Here is a 20751-nt window from a genome sequence, read left to right as displayed (position 1 = left end):
CCAGTCGACCTCGAGATTGTCTGGCAGCATGACGAGGTTCTTCTAATGAAGGCAGCCGTCACTCACGGCACTGGGAGAATGCCCGACCACGTCCTGCAGGGTGATACCACTCGCTCTTGAGAATCGGCCGGATCGTAGGCCACCTCATCGACGCGACACAGGCAGGGCAGTCAGGCTTCCCGTCGCCGGCAGGCCCAAGCGGAGCGCTAGCGTCTCGTCCTGTTCCAGCTGGCCTTACCCGGAGCGAACGGGGTACGCACATGGATCGACCATGACGAGTGCGGGTGGATCGTTAGAATCGCGTGTTCCCACCAGGCGCGGGCTTCGTTTGAGAGCTCCGGTAGTACCGCATCCTTGTCGGCGTCGTCCTCCGGGCGGGGACGCAGCGCCTTCCAGACCAGCTGCACCTCGGGCGCCCCGGTCGGAATGCCGTCGACGTCGATCACCGCACGATCCCACGGCAGTTGCAGTCGGGGATCTCGTCGATAAACCCAGAGGCTATCCGTGCCGTCCTCGACGTCGACCTGCATTACCCATGCCCCCGTTGCGTCATCATGGATACGGATCGGCTGCAGATCGGCATCCATATCAGCCTCTGCCCAAGGGACAACGCCGTCGCCTGACGGAGCCCACGCGCTAAACGGCGCCGGCAAGTCCTGCACCACTTGGGGCAGGTCCGCGATCGTCGTGCTGACATCGATATTGTCGTGCTCGCGAGTGTTAGTGCCGAGCCAGTGGTCGAGCGCCACCCCTCCGGACAACCACCAACGCGCCGATGACGGCCCGAGCAGCTCCGCCACGACTCGAGGGGGCAAGGGTTCCCAGCGCGTCGCGAGGGTGGGTGTGGATGGGGTCATGGCTCAAGGCTACCCGTGGGCGGTGGTGGTTTGAATGGCAAGGGGATCGAATAGGAAACCTGCGGGAGCAAACAATCCAACAACAAATTCAGGCTCCAGCGTCTGAACGCAGTCACCGCCGCAAAGGCCCACCTGTCCTGCATAAATGCGGAATTGGTTCATGGGACGTGAGTCGTCAAATGCTTACAACCCCAACCTGACGTCAGGTGCCCTCCTCAATGGCCGTCAGAATAGGGTTCGGCTCGGTATTTCTGGGCACACGACCGAGGAGATCTTAGGTCCCATCCTGACAGTCTTGACGCGGAAGAAATATATTCCCGCCCAAGTCCCACCTCCCTGCTACTGGCCCCGGCAGAACAGCTGTAAAGTGTGGCTTCTGCTCGGGGCAGTACAGAGTGTCCCTGCCCGTTGCACTGCAGGCGGCCGCCTTACCAGCGCTCCAGCCTGGCTAGGACCGTGGCGAGTTCGTCAAGTTTTGTGGCGAAAGGATCTGCTTCTCCATCAGGGGACGGTAACCAACGCCACGCCTGACGGTCGCCGTTGAGTTCGAAGTCCTTTTGCCACATGTTCTTGTCGCCACCACGCGTGGCTGCATAGCAATACTTGCCTGCCGAGGGACGGCTTGATCGAGTAGTAAGGAACACGTGAGCTAACGCCATGCGGTACTCGGCCTGACAAAAGGCCTTCTTGTAATCGTCGCCAGATCCAACCAGATGGCCTATCAGGGCTTGCATGTCATCTGAAATCAGCTCGCTTTGCGGATACATCCACTGCGTCCCGTTCCATCGCGGCGCTGCTTTTGCTAAGTCGTAGGAAACAACCCTCTCGTCCTGCAGAACCAGGAAGGCAGGTTCGGGATCGCGGCCGGAATAGGCATCCTTCCACTTCGGCTCACTCGCCGCTCGGATAAACACGTCCTCGCGGTCTTCGGTGACAGCAATCATCGCTATGGCCCGTAGAGCCAATAGGGCAGGGTAATGGGCCAAATTGAACCAGCCTTCCTGAAAGGACGAAACCTGCCCTCTCGCCTTCATGAGCTGCTGAACCGCCCACACCCAAAGGTCACCGTGAATGCGGTCACGGTCAAATGCCACACCGGTCGCGATTAGACGAATCAGAGTTTGCGAGCGGTTACGGAGGGACAAACATTCATTATCGAAGGCAGTTGCGTAATCTCCACCAGGAGGAAAGGAACCCCCGCGCTCACGGATGTACGAGGCCAGCGTTCTGATTTCACTGGTCAAGAGTTCACATATCTCGATGTAGGACTCCCTGTACGGAAGGAGCCTCTTGAGGCGGGCGATTGCCATATCTTCAGTTAGCTGCGGTGCGGCAAGAGAATCTAGGGATTCGAGCCGTTGCTGCAGGTCTGGGAAGAATTCGTCGGCGGTGACGCCGCTGATAACGGCGGCTCCATGTTGTTCGATCAGCGCGGCGGCCGCAGGCCCTGGGCCATACAACGTAGTCCAGTACAACGGATAGCGGCGACTCTGGCGGCCTTCCAGCGCCTCTACCAATGCTTTGTCCCAGTCGGCTGACCACCCGTTAATGATCAGCCCGAAGTTTTCCATGACCTCGTGGAGAATTTCACGTGTTGCCTGCCCGTAGTCGGTCAACTCGGCCAGCGTGTTTTTCTGGTCAAGTGACTTGTAATCCCCGTGAAGCTTTATGACAGTGCAGTCAGCATGGTGCAGTGGCTTTCGCGCTTTGATAGCACTCTCTGAGGACAGCACTTGGTACGGAACGGACGCCTGATCTAGTGCTTGCTCGATGAGGCTGTCGAAATTGGTGGTGAGGATAACACGTATGGCTCCTCGTTGCACGAGTTCAGCAATTGCGTGGTGTGCCTTACCGGGCACCTTGCGGTTGTCCGCTCTATCCTCGTCGTTTGGTTCGAAGTAGCTGTGCAGGAGTGCGCTGCGGGCGGCAGGCGTTCGGCCTAGTGATTCAAGGAGCCCGGAGTATCCGAGCTCGTTGCCATCACCATGGTTAACCCACCATTCATCTATTTCCTCGTCGGCGGGGTCAGCACTCAGTGTTGTGCCCTCTGCTGCTGCGGCTTGGCGCACCAAGTCATTGATGACTCCCCAGCCTGTGGGGATCCCGGCCCCGGTGGAAGTTCCGGAACCGATAAGGAGGGCATAAACACCGGGCTGGGCTTGTACGGACAGTGCGAGGCTGATGCGGGGATCGATGGTGCGCGGAGTCATAACGCCACAATAGGTCAGTGCCTAGCCTCGATCTTTCATGAGGCGCCGTTTTCAGTGGATCAGGGCTTACTGGCTGCCTGAGGGTTGCCATTGTGGCATTTGGGTGTGACAGTAATGACCGCTGACCATCTGGCGGTTGTCGGTGACGGGTTCCACGCCGGTCACGGTGGTGCTGGTTCTGTCTGGATGAGCGGCGGACGGTTGGTGTCCCGCTATGGCGGGCTCAGTACCGCGAGGCGTTTCATTCCCTTGAGCAGCAGCGCCACGTCCGGTGCTGTTGTGGCCAGGTGCAGGGTGGTTCGGCGGGCGTGGCTGGCGATTTTGCCGCCGATTTCGAACAGCCTCGCGCGGAGTTTCTTAGGCTCCCAGCGTCTGGCCTTTGTGCCGCTCAAGGCAATCATTTGGGTCCAGGCCATGATCTCAGCGGCGAGCATGACCACGTGGCACCAGAGTTCATTGCCGGTAAAGGCGTGGAAGGGCAGGTTGGCCAGGCCGGTGTCTTTGGCGTTGCGGATCCTGTCCTCGCAGCGTGCCCGGAGCCGGTGGCGGACCTCCAACGTGGCCAGTTGGCCTTTTCCTGGTTCGTCGCGATGGCCGTGTAGCGGTGCCCGTCGATGTCGGTGATCCGCAGCTGGGCGCCGACGTGCGGGATTTCCTTGCGGACGATGACCCGCATCCCGGCAGGCCATGAGGACAGCTCCAGCATGCCGGTGATGTCCGCGACCCAGGCGCCGTCGCGCTCAACCCCGTCGCTGTCGTACGCCTTGGTCCACCCGTCTGTGGGGACCAGGGGCAGGACATCTGCCACGGCGCCGTGGATCGGAAACCCCACAGAGTAGGAGAAGTTGCGACCCTTGGCAGTGAGCCAGTCCAGGAACCCGTGCGTGCCGCCGGCGGAATCGGTGCGGATCATGATTTTCCGCCCGGACCGGTACCCCGTCGGGAGTTGTTTGACGGAGTCTTTGACGACCTGGATGTGGTCGGCAACCGTGTTGGAACCGGCATTACCGGGCCGCAGCAGGGTCACCAGCGGCTCACCGGTGCCCAGAATCCCGTGGTCAAGGAAGGAACACAGAGGGTGGAATCCGAAGCCCTTTTTCCACGTTGGGCGGGCGTCTTCCTTCTCTGAATGGGAATTCAGGAGGGACGCGTCGAGGTCGATGACCAGCGGGTTCCCCGCGCTCACCGCGTGCAGGGGCGAGTCCTTCCCGGCCTGCGCCCACACATGGGCCCGAGCCTTGGCACGGGCGCCGTTGATGGCCGCCAGCGCCTTGGCAGGCTTTACAGTTGCCAAGATCTTGAACAGCCGGCTAATGGTCGGATCAGAGGCAACGAGCCCGTAGACCCCGGGCTCGTTGCGGAGCCGGTCAATGTCAGAGACACTGTCCCCGCCCGTGGCCAATGACAGGGCCAGATCGGTGAGGATCTTGCCCGGGTCGTGCGTGGCGAAGGGCTTGCGCCACGGCTCCAAAGCCTCCGACAAACCGGTGCCAAGACCAGCCGCCTTCACCATCGACGTCAGGATCACGCCACCGGCTTGAGACACCACACCCCCGCCGGAGGAATCAACTCGGACCGACGGGTAAAAACCGGTAAAGTAGTTCACCTGCGAGGTGCTCCCTGATGTGCGTAGAAAATGCGGTGTGGTAACTACATTTTCCCACGTCAGAGGCACCTTTCAGGCTTTAATTACGGACTCCGGTCACACCCCCGATGAAATCCCGAGGCTAGAAGTTTTTGTGGGCCCACCGAGCGCTCTTAGACGCACCTGACGGCCGGGCGCCCAATGCTGGTCCGGATTGTTGGCTCCGACTGCCCACAGCCGGGGACAATCCTGATGGGTTATCCACCGCTACTGCTGCTGAGGGAGCTTTCCCGATGGCTCCCGATTTCCAGCCGTGGATAACCCGGATTGACCCCAACTGTGGGCAGCCCGCGTAGTCACCCTTGAGCGTTGGCAAACAACTCGGTTTTAGAACAACCCTGCGGGTGGTTCCTCGCAGGGTAGAGGGGCGAGTTTGGAGCGGTGGCCGTCGTCCGGGGTGCATCCCTTGAACGGCCCATCTGTTGAGAGCAGAACGGACATGTGGTGGTCTGCGTGGTCGCGCCACCACACGCTCATCCCTGTGGTGCTGTCAAGGCGCAGGAACTCCCAGGCACGCCAAAGTGCTTCGAGACGGCTGATGGCTTCAGCGTGCTTCCACCACTGCGGGCACCAGGTCACTCCGCCTTGCACGTTGAGCTGCCGGCGGTAGGTGGTGGCCAGCTTTTCGCTGACGAATTGGGCGACGTTCGGGTAGAACAGCTCAGGAGCTTGCGACTCCTCCTCGGCTGGCTCCGTTGCTGCCGCGTCGTCCTCCAGTTCGTCGTCCCACTCCCCCAAGCCCTCAGGCATCAGAGGCTCCCGCGGCGATCCATCGGTTCCCTCCCGCAATTGCGGCTGCGGGCTTGTTCGCAGGGTCGTGCGCGGCGATGGAGGCGCGTACCGCATCAGCCTGTGAACCGCTCATCCAGGGCACCGTCTCCAGCAGTGCAGCGGGGGCGCCGGAAGCGAACATGATGGCCCGGCCGCGGGGAAACGCGGCCAGATCCGACACGTCCAGGGTGCGTTCCTTGCGGTCGTCGTCGTGGCTGTAGGAAGTGCCCTGTTTGGAGCGGCTTCGGGTCATGTTGGAGTACCTGTATTCCCCCACGAGCTGCGCGAGCTCGTTCAGGAACTCGGCTTCGGCGACCCCGCCGCCGTAAACCTTGATGTTGGAGGCGCTCCAGAGCTTGCGCATCCCGTCGCGGCCCCACACTTCAACGCCTTGGGACCAGGACTGGAGAATGGTCATCAGGACGATGCCCCGGGATCCGTAGTGGCTGTAGAGGTTCGGCAGTTCGCGCCAGCGGCAGACGTTGGCTGCTTCGTCCAGGACACCGACCATGGGTGTGGCCAACCGGCCGCCGGGTGAATGGACGGCGAGTTCTTCGGCGGCCTCGACCGTGGCCACGGTCAGGGCAGTCACCAGCGGGCCGGCGGTGCCCTTGCCTTCCTTCGAAAGGCTGTACAGCGTTCCCTTGGATCGGACGAATTCTGCCGGATCGAACTGGGGCCGCTCGTCCTTCTCACCCTGGGGTGTAACCCATCGGGCTACTTGGCGGTTGGTGAGGCAGGAGGCCATCTGCAGTGCCGTGCCGTACACGCCGCCGCGTTGCTTCTCCGGTGCGTTAATGACGCCGCCCACGGCGTTGGAGGTCTGGATGAAGCCGTGGGCCTTGAGGATGTCCACTGCTTCATCGTCAGCGGGCCGGGTCAGCCAGGTGTGGACCTGCGTGATCGGCTGGCCGTCGAGGGCTGCGGCGAGCAGGAGCCCGGCGAGGAGATCCTGGCCGGCGGGATCGAAGTAGGCGTCCGTTTTGGCGTCCGGGCCGCGGGAACCGGCTGCGAAGTGGTCGGCCAGGCGTGCCGCTTTCACTTCGTCCGTGACGTAGCTCAGGGGGTTCCACCACCAAGTGGGTTCCTCGAGCGCAACGGACTGCGGGTCGAAGACCCAAACCGGGCCCTCGGCAGCGCGGACGTCGCGTGTTCCGTCAACGATGTCCCGCTTGTTCGAGGTCACCAACGCCGCTCCCGGGGCGGCGAGGATCGCCGGGATCGCCCGGGAGGTCGTCTTGCCCGTGCGGGGTCCCCAGATGTCGATGTGCATGTCTTCCCAGGAGCCGTAGACCATCTGCCCTCCCCGGACGGTCTTGCCGACCGGGACGCCGGGTGAGCCTTTCACTCCGAGCCGTTCGGCGGTGGCCGTGGCCCCGCGCAGGCTCAGGGCGCGCAGGTCTCGGCCTTTGGCCATGTGCTGGGCGGCGGCGTCCACACGCGAACGCTTGGACCGTTTGCGCAGCACCGCACGCACCACCAGAACGGCCACGAGAATGATGAGGACGCCGAAGCCGATCAGCACCCAGGTGGCAGCCGCGGGCCACGTCACCTTCTGCGAGAGCAGACCGAAGACCAATTCAAACGGGTTCGCCGGCAGCTTCTGCCCATCACCGGACAACATTGACCCCAGGTGCACGGCCCCGGCAATGGAGCCGACACCGAGCACCACGACGGTGATGAAGACCCAGAGCAGGATGGTTTCGCCATCCATCCGGGAGCGTTTGCCGCTGCTTGGTGCACCCATCAGTTCTCCCCTTCCCCGTTCCCGCTGATCGTCCAACGCTTATTTGTATCGTGCAGTGATTCCTCGACAGTGGTCAGCTTGAGGGCGACCGGGATCCCGGGGCGGCCGCCGACTTTGAAGAGGAACTTGCCCAGGCCCGGGCGTACCCGTTTGCGGGAGCCGCCGACGTCGGTCCATGACCCCGGGTCAGCCCATGAGATGAGGCGGGCTTGTTCGGCCCGGGAGAGGGTGACGGCTTTGTTGAGTTTTTCCATTTCTGCTCCGGGGAGCGCGCCGCAGACGACCATGCCGGAGCGTTCGACGAATCCGCGGGCTTTCATCCGTTCGGATTCCGTGGGCAGGGCTTCGAGGTCGCTCATGGTGTGCGTGATCATGGCCTGCCCGACGCCCTCGGTCCGGTTCAGGCGGGTGAGCGAGTCAACCCGGTCGACCATGCCTTCGCCGGAGCGCAGGGCCCGCCAGAGTTCGTCCATGACGACAAAGTAGTTCCGGCGCGGTTCCAGGCCGGCGTCGGCCAGGGTGTGGGCCACCTGGACGGTGGCGAACCCGGTTGACCAGCAGGCCAGCAGGCAGGCCGCTTGGATGTCTCTCTGCGTGTCGGAGATCCCTGACAGGTCGAAGACCACGGGCTTGGTCAGGTCCATCGGCTGGTCGGTGGGCTGGGAAAACATGTCTGAGAACCGGCCCGAGCCGTCGAGGGAGTACAGCGATTGGCGCAGCTGGTCGGTCGCGTCGAGGTAGCGGCTCATGTCGCCACGGTCCAGGGCGATCGCGCGCAGTTCGTCGGGGGCGTCTTTGATGACCTCGATCAGATCCCCGATCAGGGGAACGCGGTCCAGGCGCTCGTCCAGGATGTGCAGGGCCCTGTCAATCAGGGATTCCTCATGGGCGCTGGGCTTGGCGTTGCGCACGATGGTGATCAGCGCGGTGATCATGTTCAGGCGCCGGTTGTGCGAGTCGGCCATCAGCTGTTCGGCCAGCTTCTCCGCCTTCACCGCGGCAGCGAGCAGCTGCGCGGCCGCTGCCTGGTCGCCATCTGGTTCGTTCAGGGTCCGGTTCGCTTTGGCCCGGTGTTCCTCGGCCGAGGCGAGCAGCCTGACGGCGGCTCCCGTGGCTTCACCGGGGTCCAGGACGTTCAAGTGGCCACGCCCCGGGCCCAGGCTGATGACCTGCCCGCCGAGTGCTTCGATCAGGTCAACGTAGTCCGGCTTCAGGTCACCGAGGATCAACGGGTTGATGCTGCGGCCTGCCAGGCCCAGGACGATGTGCCGGACCAGGGTGGACTTGCCGTAGTGCGGCAGGCCGAGGACGAACATGGATGGGTTGTTGATCATGCCGTGCATGAACCAGCTGATCGGATCGGCCCCGAAGGGCGCTCCGGTGTCGGTGTGAACGCCGATTGGCACTCCCAGGATCGGGGTGCCGGACCCGCCCACGAACGGCCAGAGACCGCAGACCTGGACCGAGGTGCCGCGCCATTCGTCGGCTGCCGTGACGTAGACGGCTTCGCCCTGTCCGCGGCCGCGCCAGCCCCGCAGGCCCGGGCGGCGGGCGACCGCGGCGGCGAGCTTCGTGGCCGGGGCCGGGGCCTGTGTGCGCTGGTGCTTGGTCTTGCTGCCGAACATCACATGGCCTCACGGATCTCTTCGGGAACCTTCAAGTGCTTGGGCAGGACCAGACCCAGTGGCAGGGACGCGGCAAAGGCAGAATCCTGGGAGCCGTAAGCGCGCCGCAACAGCAGACGTGCCGACGGGCCGAGGTTGCCCTCCACGACGGCCACGGCGTCCTCAAGGTCACGGGAGGACAGCACCGTGGCCGTAACCACCATGCCGAAGTTGACCAGCCCGGCCCCCTTGGCTTCCTCCGCTGCGGTGGCCTGCGCCGCACGGGCATCAACCAGGGCCCGGGCGGTGGGCCGGTTGGTCGAGGAGGCCCGGGTCAGGGCGCTGGTCTGGTCCGACTCCACGATGGCGGCCGCGCGGCCGGCTTCGATGGGCCGGTACAGCAAGGTGACGCGCTTGCGGTCGATCTCCGCGTGCGGTGCGACGAGGCGGCCCAGCGCTGATGCCAGGATGTGTCCGCGTGGTGCGCCTGTCATCGTCCAGGACACCGAGTGCCCGGAATCGTGGCGGTAGCCGTCCCAGTTGGATTGGTGGGCGGATGGTCCGACGTCGCCCCAGTCCAGGTCAACGGGTGTGCCCTGGTAGTGGGCTTCGTCGATGAGCCGGGCCGCTGCAGGGTCGTATGCGACCCGAACGACCTCACACAGTTCCTGGGCGTTCAATGGTGCGCATGCCCCGGCGCCGGTGGATTCCAGACGCTCGGTCAGGCTGGGAAGCCGTGAAGCGAGGTCCCTTGCGATTTCTTCTGCGGTGCGTCGCTTGCCGCCTGCCCGGGCAGCGGCGCTGAACGTCAGCGCGACCCAGGCGCGGATCGTGGCCGATCCCTGCGGGTAGGTGTTCAAGGCCTCCCAGAGCATGGCCTTGGCAATGTCAGGGGCGTCGTCATGGATGTTCGATTCAACTTCCCGGCGCAGCCGTGCCCCGGAATCGGGTGCGGTTTCGACCGTGACGGATGCAGCCACAACGGCAGGTTCATTCGACAACGAGGCCAGCCAGCCGCCCCAGTTAGCCACCCAGGCATCAATCTGCTCAGGATCGACCAAGGACGCACCGTCGGGCTGGGTGCCGAAGACAACGGTGTAGTGCGCGGTGGAGGGAAGGTGGATCAGCGCGAAGGGGCGGCCATAGGAGTCGGTGAACTCGTAAAGCTTGGAACCGGCAGAGATTCCAGGTAGCTGGAACTCGCCCCAAGGCGTCAGTCCCAACGGACCGGAGCGGTAGATGTTGGCGCGTCTGCGCCGTGCTGAGCGGAACGCCAGCCGGGCGAAGATCCGCTCCCCTACGGACTTGTTGTGCTTGTCGGTCACCGAGACGACGGCCAGCGCCACCCCAAGGACGAGCAGGGCAATGAGCCCGGCGAACCAGCCGCCGACAAAGAGACAGATGACCGTGATGATGAGGCCAACAAACAAACCGGCTGTTGCCAGCCCACCAAGGGTGCCGATGCCCGCTTTGCGCGGACGCCGCCAGTTGCCGTAGGTCGGTTCCCTGTATGTGTTCTCGATAGCGGCCATTTCAGGCACCCCCCGTGGATTCTTCGCTCATGTCTTTGATGGCCCCGGAAGCGGCTTGGCCTGCTTCAATGCCCTTCTGTGCTGCCAGCACGGCGACACCGCCCGCGCCCGCCGCCACAGCGCCACCGCTGGCGGCTGCTCCGCTGCCTGCCGCAGCACTACCGGTACCGGTAGGTGCTGCCGCGCCAGTGGCTCCGGCGCTCCGGGTACCTGTCTTCCCCGCTGTGCCGGACGTTCCTGCCGTTCCCTGGCTGCCAGTGCCCGAGGGGCCCTGCGATCCGGGGCTTTGGCTCGAGGTGCTGCTGGTTGTCGTCGAGCTGGTGGAGGATCCGCCGCCGCGTCCGGCGGTGCCCATGCTGATGGCGCCGGAAGCCAGTGCGCCGACCGTCCCTGCTGCCAGAGCGCCACCGCCGCCAGCGACAGCGCCAACCATCGGGGTGACGAACCGCATGAGGGCTGGCATGGCGAACAAGGCAATGATCATCAGAGCCAGTCCGGTGACCGTTGCCAGGAGCGCGGAGCCGAAGTCCTTGCCGTCACCAACGTTTCCGAAGATCTTGGTGCCGCTGAGCTGGAAGGCCGTCGCGTAGATAATGGCGGCCGCGGGTTTGTAGAGGATGAAAGCGATCAGCCATGCTGTGCACTTCTGGAACCAACCCTTGCCGGCCTCGGTGTTGCTGAAAGCGGCAGCCGTAGGGAAGATCCCTGTCAGGATGACGAGCAGGCCACCGCGGATGATCATTAGCACGATCTGCATGACGGAGGCCAGAATGGCGATGAGCCCCAGGAGGATGATCATGATCGACCCGATCGGGCTGGTGGCCGAGAGCGCCAATAGGGCGGTGATGTTTTCGTTGAACGAGGTCCCGTTCGTGGAGTTGGTGATGATCCAGGCTGAGAACTGATCTGCCGCGACTGTCAGCAGTCCCACTGCTGCCACACCGGCGCCGGAGACGACGATTAGGGTCGCCAGCGAACGCACCAGATCCCGCAAGGGTGCACCCCTGCGCTCAATCGTCATCTTGGCTGCACCCACGAGGACAGACATCACAGCCAGGGAAGCCGTCCAGAAGTAGAGACTGTTCTGCAGGAACAACACCGGGTCACTCGCGGTGGACCCTCCGGGGGCTGCGGTTAAAGCGGGAGTTCCCACGTTCACCCAAAATGTCCCGAGTGTTTGGACTGTTTGTCCAACGGCATCGGCAATCGCTTTCGCCATGTTCTTGACGGCATCATTGGCGACATCTTCGATGGCCGCCCCTGCCTGGCAAAAGGGATTTATTGCATTCAACCCGGAGCAGTCAGCCATTAGACACCGGCCCACTCAACGTAACCACTGAGGTCACTGAGCTGTCGCGCACCTGTGTCCCCTGTAGCCGGCACAACGAACTTCCAGTCGCCCTCGTACCACTGGAGCGGAACGGGAATGGAGACGAAGGTTCCGTTTGCACCCTTGAATGCAAGATCAATAACGGCTCGGTCAGCCTCGTAATAACGAAATGTGAAGCCAGCCAATTGGGCGGTCACGGAGTTTGGGGCCGCTGTTGGGGATGACTTCAGCACCGCATCTCGCTCCGGGCTTGGTACAGCCAACTGCTGATAAACGAGGTCCGCTTTTCCAGCTGCGGACAACGCAGTCATGTTTGCCGCTGCATACAACGCACCGGTCGGTGAGTGTGCGAAGCAGGAGCGGAGGCCGTTTGTTTCGGTCTTGCCGGGGCCGAACTGTGTGGGCGATGTTGGTGCGGCGATCTTGCCGACCAATTCCCATTTGGTCTCGGCGGGCGTAGTGGCCGGCTTGGCCTGGTCACCGGATGGCAGGCCGCACACGCTGGCTGCCGACGTCGCCGTAGGTTGGCTGCTGGTGCTCGTGCTGGTGGTGCCCGGTTCAGGGGACGCCGTTCCGCCGCCTCTGGGAACCAGGGCGAGGATTACCCCGAGCGCGACAATGATCGCCACGACAACGGCCGAGATGATGAACTTAGGTTTGGTCAGCGGGTTCTGGTCTTCGTTCACTGTCGGTTCAGTCATGGCTCGGCTCCTTAGACCAGGGCGCCTACGACGCCGCCGGCGGAGGCTGCCAGGATGCACCCGCCGAGGACCCATGCCAGACGGCCGGCATGCTCCCCGCCCTCTCCGCGTCGGTTGTTGATCATCATCGTTCCGGCCGTGATCAGGATGCCCGCCACGGCCAGGCCGAAGACGATCCATGCGACCCATTTGAGGATTGTCAGCAAACCTTCAGAGCCGGGAGGCGCTTCACCGGTGCCCGGGTTCGGTATCTCGGTGATGGCAAAGCTTGACCATTCCATGGCCTTGGAGAACAACATGAGTTTCTACTTTCTACTTGGCGGTTAGTCCGGCAGTGGCAGTTACTGCGATCTGGACCTGTTCAAGGGTGGTGCGGGCTTCTTTGGGAAGTTCCTCGGTGGCGACGTCGTGGCCGTAGCGCCACGCGTCCACCCAGGGGAAATGCCACATGTGGGGCACTCCCCCGCCGACGACGCGGGCGAAGTCGCGGATCTCTTTGGGGAGCCGTCCGGGAGCGTCAGCCATGACCACGAGGCCGGCGACCTGGATCCCGGGAAGAGAACGGGAAGCCCATTCAGTGGCAGCCAGCCGTGCTGCACGAAGGCTTGGGATGTTGGACCGGGCAACCAGGACGATCACCGATCCGGCGGCCGTCAAAGGCCACTGATGCTCGGCGGCTTTGGTTCTCTTGTCCAGGCGTGCAAGCGACGTTTCGCCCGCGCCGCCGTGGACGCCAAGCCACCAAAAGCTCGGTTCCCTCCCCGCAACGTTCCTTCGTGGAAGCCGGTCTGCCTGGTCCGGTTGCGGAACACTCAGCTGCGGCCTCGTCGCCCCCGTAGGGATGAAGGGCGGCTCTTCCGGGATAGCTGGAACGGGTTCGTCGATAGTTTCTGCGCCGAGCGTCACCCAGCGATTCTTTGAGACCGGCATTTCACATCCCCTACTAATGTCCGCAAAGATCGTATCGGTACCATCCGACACGAAAGGCCAAAAGTGACCCCCAACAACAGCTTTAGTACCTTTCAGTCACTTCCAGTACATCACAGTACCAATTTGTGGTCTACGATGGCTCTATGCGGTGGGACGGACTGAGCGTGGACCCCAAGTACCTGGAAGCACTCTTCGCCAAGTACCCGGAGCGTCTTACGCCTCAGGACCTCGAAGAGATTTTCGGGTTGTCCCGAAACACCGTCTACCGCTGGCTCCAAACCGGAGTGATTCCTGCCTACCAAGTCGAGAAGACATGGTTAATCGCCAGAGATCAAGTCAAAGACTGGGTCTGGGAGAACCGGAACACACTCAGGAAGGGCCAGACACCAGAAGTGAACGACGAGGACCAGCCCTAAGGCGAAGCAGCCGACGAGCAGATGTGAGGGGGACACATGCAATCACGAACAAGCGCGCCTGCGCTGGCCGCCGGCGCCGTCCTTGCACCCGTCGGCTTGGTACTGTCCATCATCCTGTTCGGCGGAGGCTCTCAGGCCGCTGCCGATGTCTGCTCACCGGCCGGGTCCAGCGTCAGCGTTGACGCAAGGCAGCTGCCCAAGGTCGCTGTCGCCGGCTACGAGGGCGAGCAATTGAAGAACGCGGCCCTGGTCATCAACGCAGGCAAAGCCCGTGGCCTGCCGGCCCGGGGGCAGACGATCGGCGTCATGACGGCCATGGGCGAATCCGGGCTCCGGGTCCTGGACTACGGCGACGGCCCGGGCCCTGACTCCCGGGGACTGTTCCAGCAGCGCGACAACGGCGCCTGGGGGTCCTATCCGGACCGCATGAACCCCACGGCCTCAGCCACAAACTTCTTCACCGCCCTGCAGAAGGTCAGCGGGTGGGAACAGCTCGAACCCACCACGGCCGCGCACCGGGTCCAGCGCAACGCCGACCCGTTCCACTACCAGTCCTACTGGGCGGACGCCGTCGAGGTCGTCGCCGCCCTGGCCGACGTGCAGATCACCGATGCCGGCGGGGAAAGCTCCTGCGGCATCCCCGGCCAATCCGGCAAGGACGATGACCTGCCCTGGCGCACTGCCAAGATCTACGAGCCATCCCCACTGGGCATGTACAACCGCGAATGCGTCGACTTCGCCCTCTGGCGTGTCAACCAGCAGCTTGGCAGCTCCGCCGCACCTTACAAGGTCCTGAACGGCACGTTCCGTCCCGATGGTGCCGTGCTCGGCTCTGCCCTTACCTGGAAAGACGGCTGGGACGCCAAGGGCTGGCCCACCGGCGGAACGCCACGGGTTGGCGCGGTCGTCTGGTACTCCCCCGGCACCGGCGGCGCCGACGGCACCTACGGTCACGTCGCCGTCGTCAAAGCCGTCAACGGTGACGGCAGCTTCCTGGAAGAGGGCTACAACGGCAACCCCGCCCCGAACGACCACACCTACTACACCCGCACCGTAGAGAACAGCACTCCCAGCGCCTTCCTCTACCTGCCCGGCAGCGACTCACCGGAGGAACCATGAAACGCACCCTGACAGCCCTCGCGGCCCTGATCGTGTGCACGGCCTGCGCGCCGGTATCCAGCTCAACATCCGCGGAACCATCGCCCAGCGCTTCCGCCGCCAGCCCGGCCACGCTCAGCGCGGGCGGTAAGCTACAGGCTCCAGGCGGCACAGCACCGGCCACCCTGGGTATCGTCTGGGACGAGGCAAGCAAAACAGCCGCGCTGGAAACCGCGACCAAGGCAATGACGCTGTACGCCCGTCCCACGGTTACCAACAAGGAATGGATCCAGGACCTCGGGCAGCTGCTGACCGCCCAAGCCACCGCCGATTACCAATACGTTGACCCGGCCAACATCCCGGTCACCAGGATCACCGGAACAGGCCAGCTCAGGATCGATGAGAACAACGGTTTCGGCTGCCATGTCGTGTTTCCCACGGACGCCGGCGACTACGACGTGCAACTGCTCCGCAGCGCAGCCGACAAGCCCTGGCAGGTCAACCGTTTCACACCCCCGAACGGCACAAAGTAAGGACAGATGATGGAAACCCAAGCGCTCGACTTCCCCAAGATCAACGCCGTTCTGCGGACCAACGGAACCGGCGAAGTCACCATCAACGGGACCTCCCACGCGATCGAAGCTCCCGACGAAGCCGCCGTCCTTAGCGATGCATTACGAATAATCACTGAAACCGCTGCTCAGCTTGGCCGACCCGTCCGCGTCAGCACCACCGACCCGGACGGGCAGGGCCTCATCATCGTCTCTCCCGAGGGCGTCGTCAGCGAGGCCGCTCCGATCAAGCCCACCTCCCGGCGGGAGCAGGACCCCCTGCCCGTTACGGCAACCCCTTCGCCCGAAACGGCCAAGACCACGACCACGGCCGGGCCTGCACCTACGCCTGTTTCGGTTCCCGACGACTTTCCGTCCGAGGAGGCGCCGGCACAAGCTGCCGACGCTGCGCCGGTCACCTTCAGGGCAGCCGTTACAGCCGCGCCCGCCGAAAGGCCAGCACCGGCTGCCACAGCAGCCGCTGCGGAGCCTGCCACTCGGCGCAGCCTCAAAGACACCTCGTTCCTCATCAGCGCGCCCGTGCTCCAGCCGGCCACGCGCGGCTGGCGGGGCATTCTCAGCCGCCTCGGCTTCCGCATGGACCCATCAGCCGAGGAACTGGCCGAACGCGAAGATATCCGCACAGTCAGCCAGCACTGGCCCGGCCCCCGCACCGTAGCCGTCGTCAACCGCAAGGGCGGAGCGAACAAGACCCCCACCGTCGTGATGCTCAGCGCGATCCTGGCCCGCTACAGCGGCGCAGCGACCGTCGCCTGGGACAACAACGAATCACAGGGCACGCTCGGCTGGCGCACCGAAAAGGGCGGCCACAACAACAGCGTCCTGGATCTCATCGACTCATCAAAGGCGCTGCTCTCCCCCAGCGCCCAAGCAGCAGAGATCGCCCAGTTCGTCCACCACCAGACCTCGGACAAGTTCGACGTCCTGCGCTCAGACGAGAACGAGGAGGGCGACCACGAGGTGACCGCCGAGGAGGTGGACATCGCACACCAGGTACTCACCCGCTACTACCGTCTGATCGTCATGGACTCCGGAAACACGGCCCGCGCCGCGAATTGGCGGCGAATGATCCACCACACCAATCAGCTCGTGGTCCCCGTGACAGCCATCGAAGACCGCGCCGAGGCCGCACGCCTGACTCTCCAAACCCTGGAATCCCGCGGCGGCCAAGATGCCGAGCTGGCCCGCAACGCCGTCGTCATCGTGTCCGAGTCCACCGATGCCAAGCGCAGCATGAGCGGCGATGCGCTCAAGCGCGCCAAGGATGAGGCCAGGCGGATCGCTGACGGCTTCGCCCCGCATGTACGAGCCGTGGTCCGCATCCCCTACGACCCCGCCCTGGTCAACGGGCCCATCCGCTACGACGCCCTCCAACCCGCCACCCAGCGCGCGTGGCTCGCCGCCGCGGCCGCTGTGGCTAAAGGCTTCTGACCTCGTCTAATGAGAACGACACGCCGCACGAGCCGCGCACTTAACGGTACCGGTACTTATAGGCTCGGGTTTATGAGTACAGCCATCCACAGACGCGTACGGGGTACAGGGGCCGGCAACGTCGTCCTCAAAGTTGACGTTGCTGCCGATGCTAAAGCTCTGGTGGAACGTCTTGCCACCCACATGGGGCTCTCCAAGGGACAGGCAGCCGAACGCCTCCTGCTGAGCATCCGGGTGGATGCTCGCGGGTTGCCGATTTGGCCCGACATAGACGACTACCAGGAACAAGGAGCTCTGCCTATCGATAAGGCTTCCTAACGGAAGAAGGCCCCTCCTAAAAGGAGGGACCTTCCTAATCCTTCGCTCAGATCCCTCATCCGCCAAGATCCGGATCCGAGCTGTTACAACACCCATTCAGTGGGTGCCATTTGTGTTACCTCGAAAGGAACTACTGTCCTTATGGTACCGGAACCGGTATTGGCGTCAACGCATGCCCTTGTGGGTGTCGCTCCACATCTGAGACCAGAAGACGCATGGAGTCTTGCTCCGTTGATTGCTGGCGCTCCCTCGTACCGTTTGGGGCGTTGGATTGGGCAGCGGTTTCAGTATCCTAGGCCGGAGAATGCGCCGAGGATCACTCGTTCTTTGCCGGAACGTCCTGCCGCTGTAATGGTGCACGGCGCGGATGGTCGCGTCTCCACGCTATGCCTGGACTTTGACACCTCGAAGGCGCTGAAGGGCGTGGTGGACTCGGACGCGGTCCGGGTGGGCCGGCTGTTGTCAGCGTGCGGCATGAAATTTGTGGAGGATTTCTCCCCCAGCGGTGGACGACACATGTACGTCCCGCTGCAAGACCGGATGGACGCGGCCAAGGCCCGGGAACTGGTCGAAGCACTGGCCCTGATGGCCACCAGTCTCGACCCAAGCCCGCACCAGAACATCACCGATGGGTGTATCCGTGTCCCAGGAAGCATCCACAAGTCCGGTGGCCACCAAACCCTCATTACTCCTCTGTCCCAGGCCTACGACATCCTGCGCCGCCGCAACCCCGCACAGAGCTTGGTGCAGCTGCGTGCGACGTTGGCTCCGGAACTGGCCCGCAAGCGCGCGCTCAAGGCCCGGGAAGCGAAGACCGCGACCTCTGAACGGACTGGCGGGTTACCGGCGCTGCTACTGAACTCCGGTAGTGAGACTCCGCTGCGCCGGGTCGCCCGGACCGGTTTGTACGACACGGCTAGGTACAAGAGCCCGTCCGAGGCACGGATGGCCGTGCTGAACCACTTCAGTGCCTGTGGCTGGTCCCTGCAGCAAGTAGAAAACGAACTCGCCGGCCAGTTCCCCGGCCTCGCTGCCCTCTACGGATCTGCAGAACGCCAGGCAAGGCTCCTCCCTTACGAGTGGGCCAAAGCCCAGGCCTTCACCGGCCCAGCTTCAAGCGGGCGAAAACCACTCGCCCGTAAACGCGGGGAGAAGAGTGCACTTATTAACAACACAAGCCCGACATTACCCACAGGGGGGGCGGGGAAATCCAGCAGCGCTGCTGTACACCAACTTGTGAACGATCTGGAAAATATCCTCTACGCAGTCCTTGATCAGAGACTCCAAAAACGCGGCCGTGAAGGCCTGAGTCTCCGCTTACTTATCCGCGGATTGCTGGGATATATGCGGGCCAGAGAAACAGACATTCTCGACGTCGGTTGCCGCACTCTTGCCGTTGCGATGGGCAAACACCACGTCACCATCGCCAGGCTGCTGCCCATCTTGGTACAGGCTTCTGACGGGATCCTTACCAAGATCGCGGACGCCCGCCAAAAAGCGGCCGACGTCTATCTCATCCAACTCCCTGAGCACTACCAACACCTTGCACGGGAACTGACCTGGCGGAAAGGAAAAATCCACGCCATCCGCCCCGTTTTCCGGGCCCTGGGAGACGCCGCTGCCCTTGCCTACGAGGCAGTCGAACGCGGCCGCTACTCCCCCACCACCGCCGAGGTCGTCCGTAACAGCGGTGTCAGCCGCAACGCCTGCTCGGCTGCGTTGGCTGAGATGGAGACACTTGGCATGATCCAGCGCCGCGGTGGAACCTGGAAAACTACGTCGGTGAACCTTCGCATGCTCGCCGCCAGGCTCGGAGTGCTCGACGACTACCTCGACCACATCCGCCGGAACCGCCACGAGCGCGCAATCTGGCACGCCTACCTCGACAGGTTCAAGACAGTGCAGCTTGCGATCCTTGAGGCTGACATGTTTGAACCTGAAAGGGATGAATTTTGGCTGCCCCCGGATGATGCGGCAGTGTGGCGGTTGTGTCAACCGGCATAGTCTCTTATGCCAGTTGATAAGCGTAGGTGGTGCTGGCTGATTGTGATGCCTTCATGCAGTTGATTCCGCCGTTACCTATAAGATGCTAGCGAACTGCTAGCGCTTTGATAGACAGTCGCTAGCATCTTGATTTGGGTTAGCCCTGGCACCCCAGTTTCTGCACTCTTCGCTGGCCCGAGCCATAAGCAGCATATTGATAGTAATTTGAAACTGCTAGAACAACTGGGCATACGCGCATCGATCCGCGCTGCGGCAAGGTTTGATACTACTTTGATAGTGCTATCAAATAGGTAGCACTACGCTAACCATTGCTATCTTCGCAGGGATTAGTCATCCCATGCCTACAATCGCTAGCAAAGCGCTATCGAATTCGTAGCATATTGATAGCGGAAACACTCGAATGCCGCATAGCTTTGGGCGAAGGCGCGAGCGGAGCCTGGGGTCGGGGATTCGGAGTCGCCCCAGCAGCCCCGGGGGCTACTCATCAGACGGTGAGGCCAAAGTAGCACTTTGATAGCAGTTTGAAACTGCGATTTAGATACTACTTTCATAGTGCTATCAAATAAGTAGCGTGTCGCTAGCCTTCTGCTATCAACGTCGGCATTAGGTTGGAGCCATGATCATTGTTGTGGGTAGCGAAAAGGGCGGCGTAGGCAAGTCCACCGTTGTAACCAACCTTGCCGTCGAGTTGGCGAAGCGAGGGATGCGCATAGCAGTAGTGGACGGTGACCGGCAGCGGTCCACTGCACGTTGGGCGGGAGACCGAGAAGAGGCTGGGCATGAACCTCGCATCTTTGTGGTGGAGAAACTTGGCAGCCTGCACGAGACCTTGCGTGAACTCGATACGAGCTATGACGTTGTCCTCGTTGATGTGGCAGGGAAGGACAGCAAGGAGATGCGGACAGCCATGACTGCCGCACATCAATTGTTGGTCCTGACGCAATCGAGCCAGTTTGATCTCGACACACTCGCGACTGTCGATAGGTTGATTGAAACAGCCAGGGACTTCAACCCCTCGTTACGTGTCAGGGGGGCCCTCACGCGGGTGTCGACCAACGCGTTCGAGTCCGAAAGTGGTGACGCCAGGGATTACCTTTCCGACTATCCGAGTATCGAGCCACTGCGAACTGTCCTGTACGAGCGCAAGGCTTATCGAGACGTGGTGGGGGAGGGGCTCGGGGTCGTTGAGTGGAAAAACCCTAAAGCGGCGAGGGAAATCCGCGGGTTGGCAGAGGAGTTGATGGGGTAGTGGCAATCAAGAAGCGTTCCGCGTCTGAGAAGGCTAGGGATGAGGCTATCGAGGCCTTCGGCAATGCGGCTGAACCGTTACTGACTCCGCCGGCTGTCAGTGCTGAGCGTGGAGTTCCGGTTAGGCCCAGCGTGACGCCCACACTGAGCGATTCGAGGGACAAGGGAAGCGCCAGGACGATGTTGCTTCGTTTCGACGAGGACCGTGAGCTCATGGAGTTGCTCGCGGTCGTGGCGAAGCTTGAAGGCCGCAAGAAGCATCCAATGGCATTGCGCGCGCTTAGGATCGGTCTCGAGCAGGTCCGCGATACTTACGAATGAGCTATTGATAGGAGTT

19 protein-coding genes and 1 pseudogene are annotated in these 20751 nt (G+C 62.8%); 8 read left to right on the top strand and 12 right to left on the bottom strand.

Features of this window, described 5'->3' with window-relative positions; all coding sequences use genetic code 11:
* Positions 1 to 206: 206 nt before the first annotated feature.
* The 12 genes and pseudogenes from ASPHE3_RS20885 to ASPHE3_RS20835 form a co-directional block, all read right to left on the bottom strand.
* Positions 207 to 857 carry a nucleotidyltransferase domain-containing protein gene (locus ASPHE3_RS20885; protein ID WP_011689713.1) on the bottom strand — a complete coding sequence of 217 codons (651 nt, stop codon included), beginning with the start codon at positions 855 to 857 and terminating at the stop codon, positions 207 to 209.
* A 9-nt stretch (positions 858 to 866) separates the two neighbouring features.
* Entirely contained in the window at positions 867 to 1019 is a 153-nt protein-coding gene (locus tag ASPHE3_RS22400) for a hypothetical protein (protein ID WP_167537010.1), read from the bottom strand.
* Positions 1020 to 1285: 266 nt separating this feature from the next.
* Entirely contained in the window at positions 1286 to 3067 is a 1782-nt protein-coding gene (locus tag ASPHE3_RS20880) for an SIR2 family protein (RefSeq protein WP_013603151.1), read from the bottom strand.
* Between the two features lie 212 nt (positions 3068 to 3279).
* A pseudogene (locus tag ASPHE3_RS20875) lies at positions 3280 to 4673 on the bottom strand (IS1380 family transposase).
* A gap of 366 nt (positions 4674 to 5039) precedes the next feature.
* Positions 5040 to 5462, bottom strand: a complete 423-nt coding sequence (locus tag ASPHE3_RS20870; RefSeq protein WP_013603148.1) for a DUF4913 domain-containing protein — start codon at positions 5460 to 5462, stop codon at positions 5040 to 5042.
* Complete coding sequence (locus tag ASPHE3_RS20865; RefSeq protein WP_013603147.1) at positions 5455 to 7230, bottom strand: type IV secretory system conjugative DNA transfer family protein; 1776 nt, start codon at positions 7228 to 7230, stop codon at positions 5455 to 5457. The genes ASPHE3_RS20870 and ASPHE3_RS20865 overlap by 8 nt, the downstream gene beginning before the upstream one ends.
* The gene (locus ASPHE3_RS20860) at positions 7230 to 8855 is read right to left on the bottom strand and encodes a hypothetical protein (RefSeq protein WP_013603146.1); all 1626 of its coding nucleotides are present in this window, start codon (positions 8853 to 8855) and stop codon (positions 7230 to 7232) included. Before ASPHE3_RS20860 ends, ASPHE3_RS20865 begins: the two co-directional genes overlap by 1 nt.
* Entirely contained in the window at positions 8855 to 10366 is a 1512-nt protein-coding gene (locus ASPHE3_RS20855) for an SCO6880 family protein (protein WP_011689721.1), read from the bottom strand. Before ASPHE3_RS20855 ends, ASPHE3_RS20860 begins: the two co-directional genes overlap by 1 nt.
* A 1-nt stretch (position 10367) precedes the next feature.
* Positions 10368 to 11675, bottom strand: coding sequence for a hypothetical protein (locus tag ASPHE3_RS20850; RefSeq protein WP_011689722.1), 1308 nt, complete (start codon positions 11673 to 11675; stop codon positions 10368 to 10370).
* Entirely contained in the window at positions 11675 to 12397 is a 723-nt protein-coding gene (locus tag ASPHE3_RS20845; RefSeq protein ID WP_011689723.1) for a hypothetical protein, read from the bottom strand. Before ASPHE3_RS20845 ends, ASPHE3_RS20850 begins: the two co-directional genes overlap by 1 nt.
* Positions 12398 to 12408: 11 nt before the next feature.
* Complete coding sequence (locus tag ASPHE3_RS20840; protein ID WP_009358107.1) at positions 12409 to 12696, bottom strand: hypothetical protein; 288 nt, start codon at positions 12694 to 12696, stop codon at positions 12409 to 12411.
* A gap of 13 nt (positions 12697 to 12709) precedes the next feature.
* Positions 12710 to 13303: a DUF6668 family protein gene (locus ASPHE3_RS20835; protein ID WP_254363184.1), complete on the bottom strand. Its 594-nt coding sequence runs from the start codon at positions 13301 to 13303 to the stop codon at positions 12710 to 12712.
* 167 nt (positions 13304 to 13470) lie between these two features.
* Here ASPHE3_RS20835 and ASPHE3_RS20830 point away from each other — a divergent pair, with 167 nt between their 5' ends.
* From ASPHE3_RS20830 to ASPHE3_RS20795, 8 genes are all read left to right on the top strand, one after another.
* Positions 13471 to 13743 carry a helix-turn-helix domain-containing protein gene (locus tag ASPHE3_RS20830; protein WP_011689726.1) on the top strand — a complete coding sequence of 91 codons (273 nt, stop codon included), beginning with the start codon at positions 13471 to 13473 and terminating at the stop codon, positions 13741 to 13743.
* Positions 13744 to 13779: 36 nt separating this feature from the next.
* The gene (locus ASPHE3_RS20825; RefSeq protein ID WP_013603143.1) at positions 13780 to 14862 is read left to right on the top strand and encodes a CHAP domain-containing protein; all 1083 of its coding nucleotides are present in this window, start codon (positions 13780 to 13782) and stop codon (positions 14860 to 14862) included.
* Positions 14859 to 15374 carry a hypothetical protein gene (locus ASPHE3_RS20820; protein ID WP_013603142.1) on the top strand — a complete coding sequence of 172 codons (516 nt, stop codon included), beginning with the start codon at positions 14859 to 14861 and terminating at the stop codon, positions 15372 to 15374. The genes ASPHE3_RS20825 and ASPHE3_RS20820 overlap by 4 nt, the downstream gene beginning before the upstream one ends.
* A 6-nt stretch (positions 15375 to 15380) precedes the next feature.
* Positions 15381 to 16844: a MinD/ParA family ATP-binding protein gene (locus ASPHE3_RS20815; RefSeq protein ID WP_013603141.1), complete on the top strand. Its 1464-nt coding sequence runs from the start codon at positions 15381 to 15383 to the stop codon at positions 16842 to 16844.
* Between the two features lie 72 nt (positions 16845 to 16916).
* Positions 16917 to 17162, top strand: coding sequence for a hypothetical protein (locus ASPHE3_RS20810; RefSeq protein ID WP_013603140.1), 246 nt, complete (start codon positions 16917 to 16919; stop codon positions 17160 to 17162).
* Between the two features lie 351 nt (positions 17163 to 17513).
* Positions 17514 to 19166 carry a hypothetical protein gene (locus ASPHE3_RS20805; protein ID WP_013603139.1) on the top strand — a complete coding sequence of 551 codons (1653 nt, stop codon included), beginning with the start codon at positions 17514 to 17516 and terminating at the stop codon, positions 19164 to 19166.
* Positions 19167 to 19782: 616 nt separating this feature from the next.
* Entirely contained in the window at positions 19783 to 20415 is a 633-nt protein-coding gene (locus ASPHE3_RS20800; protein ID WP_013603138.1) for a division plane positioning ATPase MipZ, read from the top strand.
* Positions 20415 to 20735, top strand: coding sequence for a hypothetical protein (locus tag ASPHE3_RS20795; RefSeq protein ID WP_013603137.1), 321 nt, complete (start codon positions 20415 to 20417; stop codon positions 20733 to 20735). Before ASPHE3_RS20800 ends, ASPHE3_RS20795 begins: the two co-directional genes overlap by 1 nt.
* The last annotated feature ends 16 nt before the right edge of the window (positions 20736 to 20751 follow it).

The sequence above is a fragment of the Pseudarthrobacter phenanthrenivorans Sphe3 genome (assembly GCF_000189535.1).
GTDB lineage: Bacteria > Actinomycetota > Actinomycetes > Actinomycetales > Micrococcaceae > Arthrobacter > Arthrobacter phenanthrenivorans.
The sequence above is the reverse complement of the archived record's forward strand: the minus strand, read 5'-3'. Positions and strand labels throughout refer to the sequence as shown.

Bases quoted from the DNA above. Each gene is read 5' to 3' on its own strand.
- ASPHE3_RS20885 (WP_011689713.1), bottom strand. From the start codon at position 857: ATGACCCCATCCACACCCACCCTCGCGACGCGCTGGGAACCCTTGCCC.
- ASPHE3_RS22400 (WP_167537010.1), bottom strand. From the start codon at position 1,019: ATGAACCAATTCCGCATTTATGCAGGACAGGTGGGCCTTTGCGGCGGT.
- ASPHE3_RS20880 (WP_013603151.1), bottom strand. From the start codon at position 3,067: ATGACTCCGCGCACCATCGATCCCCGCATCAGCCTCGCACTGTCCGTA.
- ASPHE3_RS20870 (WP_013603148.1), bottom strand. From the start codon at position 5,462: ATGCCTGAGGGCTTGGGGGAGTGGGACGACGAACTGGAGGACGACGCG.
- ASPHE3_RS20865 (WP_013603147.1), bottom strand. From the start codon at position 7,230: ATGGGTGCACCAAGCAGCGGCAAACGCTCCCGGATGGATGGCGAAACC.
- ASPHE3_RS20860 (WP_013603146.1), bottom strand. From the start codon at position 8,855: ATGTTCGGCAGCAAGACCAAGCACCAGCGCACACAGGCCCCGGCCCCG.
- ASPHE3_RS20855 (WP_011689721.1), bottom strand. From the start codon at position 10,366: ATGGCCGCTATCGAGAACACATACAGGGAACCGACCTACGGCAACTGG.
- ASPHE3_RS20850 (WP_011689722.1), bottom strand. From the start codon at position 11,675: ATGGCTGACTGCTCCGGGTTGAATGCAATAAATCCCTTTTGCCAGGCA.
- ASPHE3_RS20845 (WP_011689723.1), bottom strand. From the start codon at position 12,397: ATGACTGAACCGACAGTGAACGAAGACCAGAACCCGCTGACCAAACCT.
- ASPHE3_RS20840 (WP_009358107.1), bottom strand. From the start codon at position 12,696: ATGTTGTTCTCCAAGGCCATGGAATGGTCAAGCTTTGCCATCACCGAG.
- ASPHE3_RS20830 (WP_011689726.1), top strand. From the start codon at position 13,471: ATGCGGTGGGACGGACTGAGCGTGGACCCCAAGTACCTGGAAGCACTC.
- ASPHE3_RS20825 (WP_013603143.1), top strand. From the start codon at position 13,780: ATGCAATCACGAACAAGCGCGCCTGCGCTGGCCGCCGGCGCCGTCCTT.
- ASPHE3_RS20820 (WP_013603142.1), top strand. From the start codon at position 14,859: ATGAAACGCACCCTGACAGCCCTCGCGGCCCTGATCGTGTGCACGGCC.
- ASPHE3_RS20815 (WP_013603141.1), top strand. From the start codon at position 15,381: ATGATGGAAACCCAAGCGCTCGACTTCCCCAAGATCAACGCCGTTCTG.
- ASPHE3_RS20810 (WP_013603140.1), top strand. From the start codon at position 16,917: ATGAGTACAGCCATCCACAGACGCGTACGGGGTACAGGGGCCGGCAAC.
- ASPHE3_RS20805 (WP_013603139.1), top strand. From the start codon at position 17,514: ATGGTGCACGGCGCGGATGGTCGCGTCTCCACGCTATGCCTGGACTTT.
- ASPHE3_RS20800 (WP_013603138.1), top strand. From the start codon at position 19,783: ATGATCATTGTTGTGGGTAGCGAAAAGGGCGGCGTAGGCAAGTCCACC.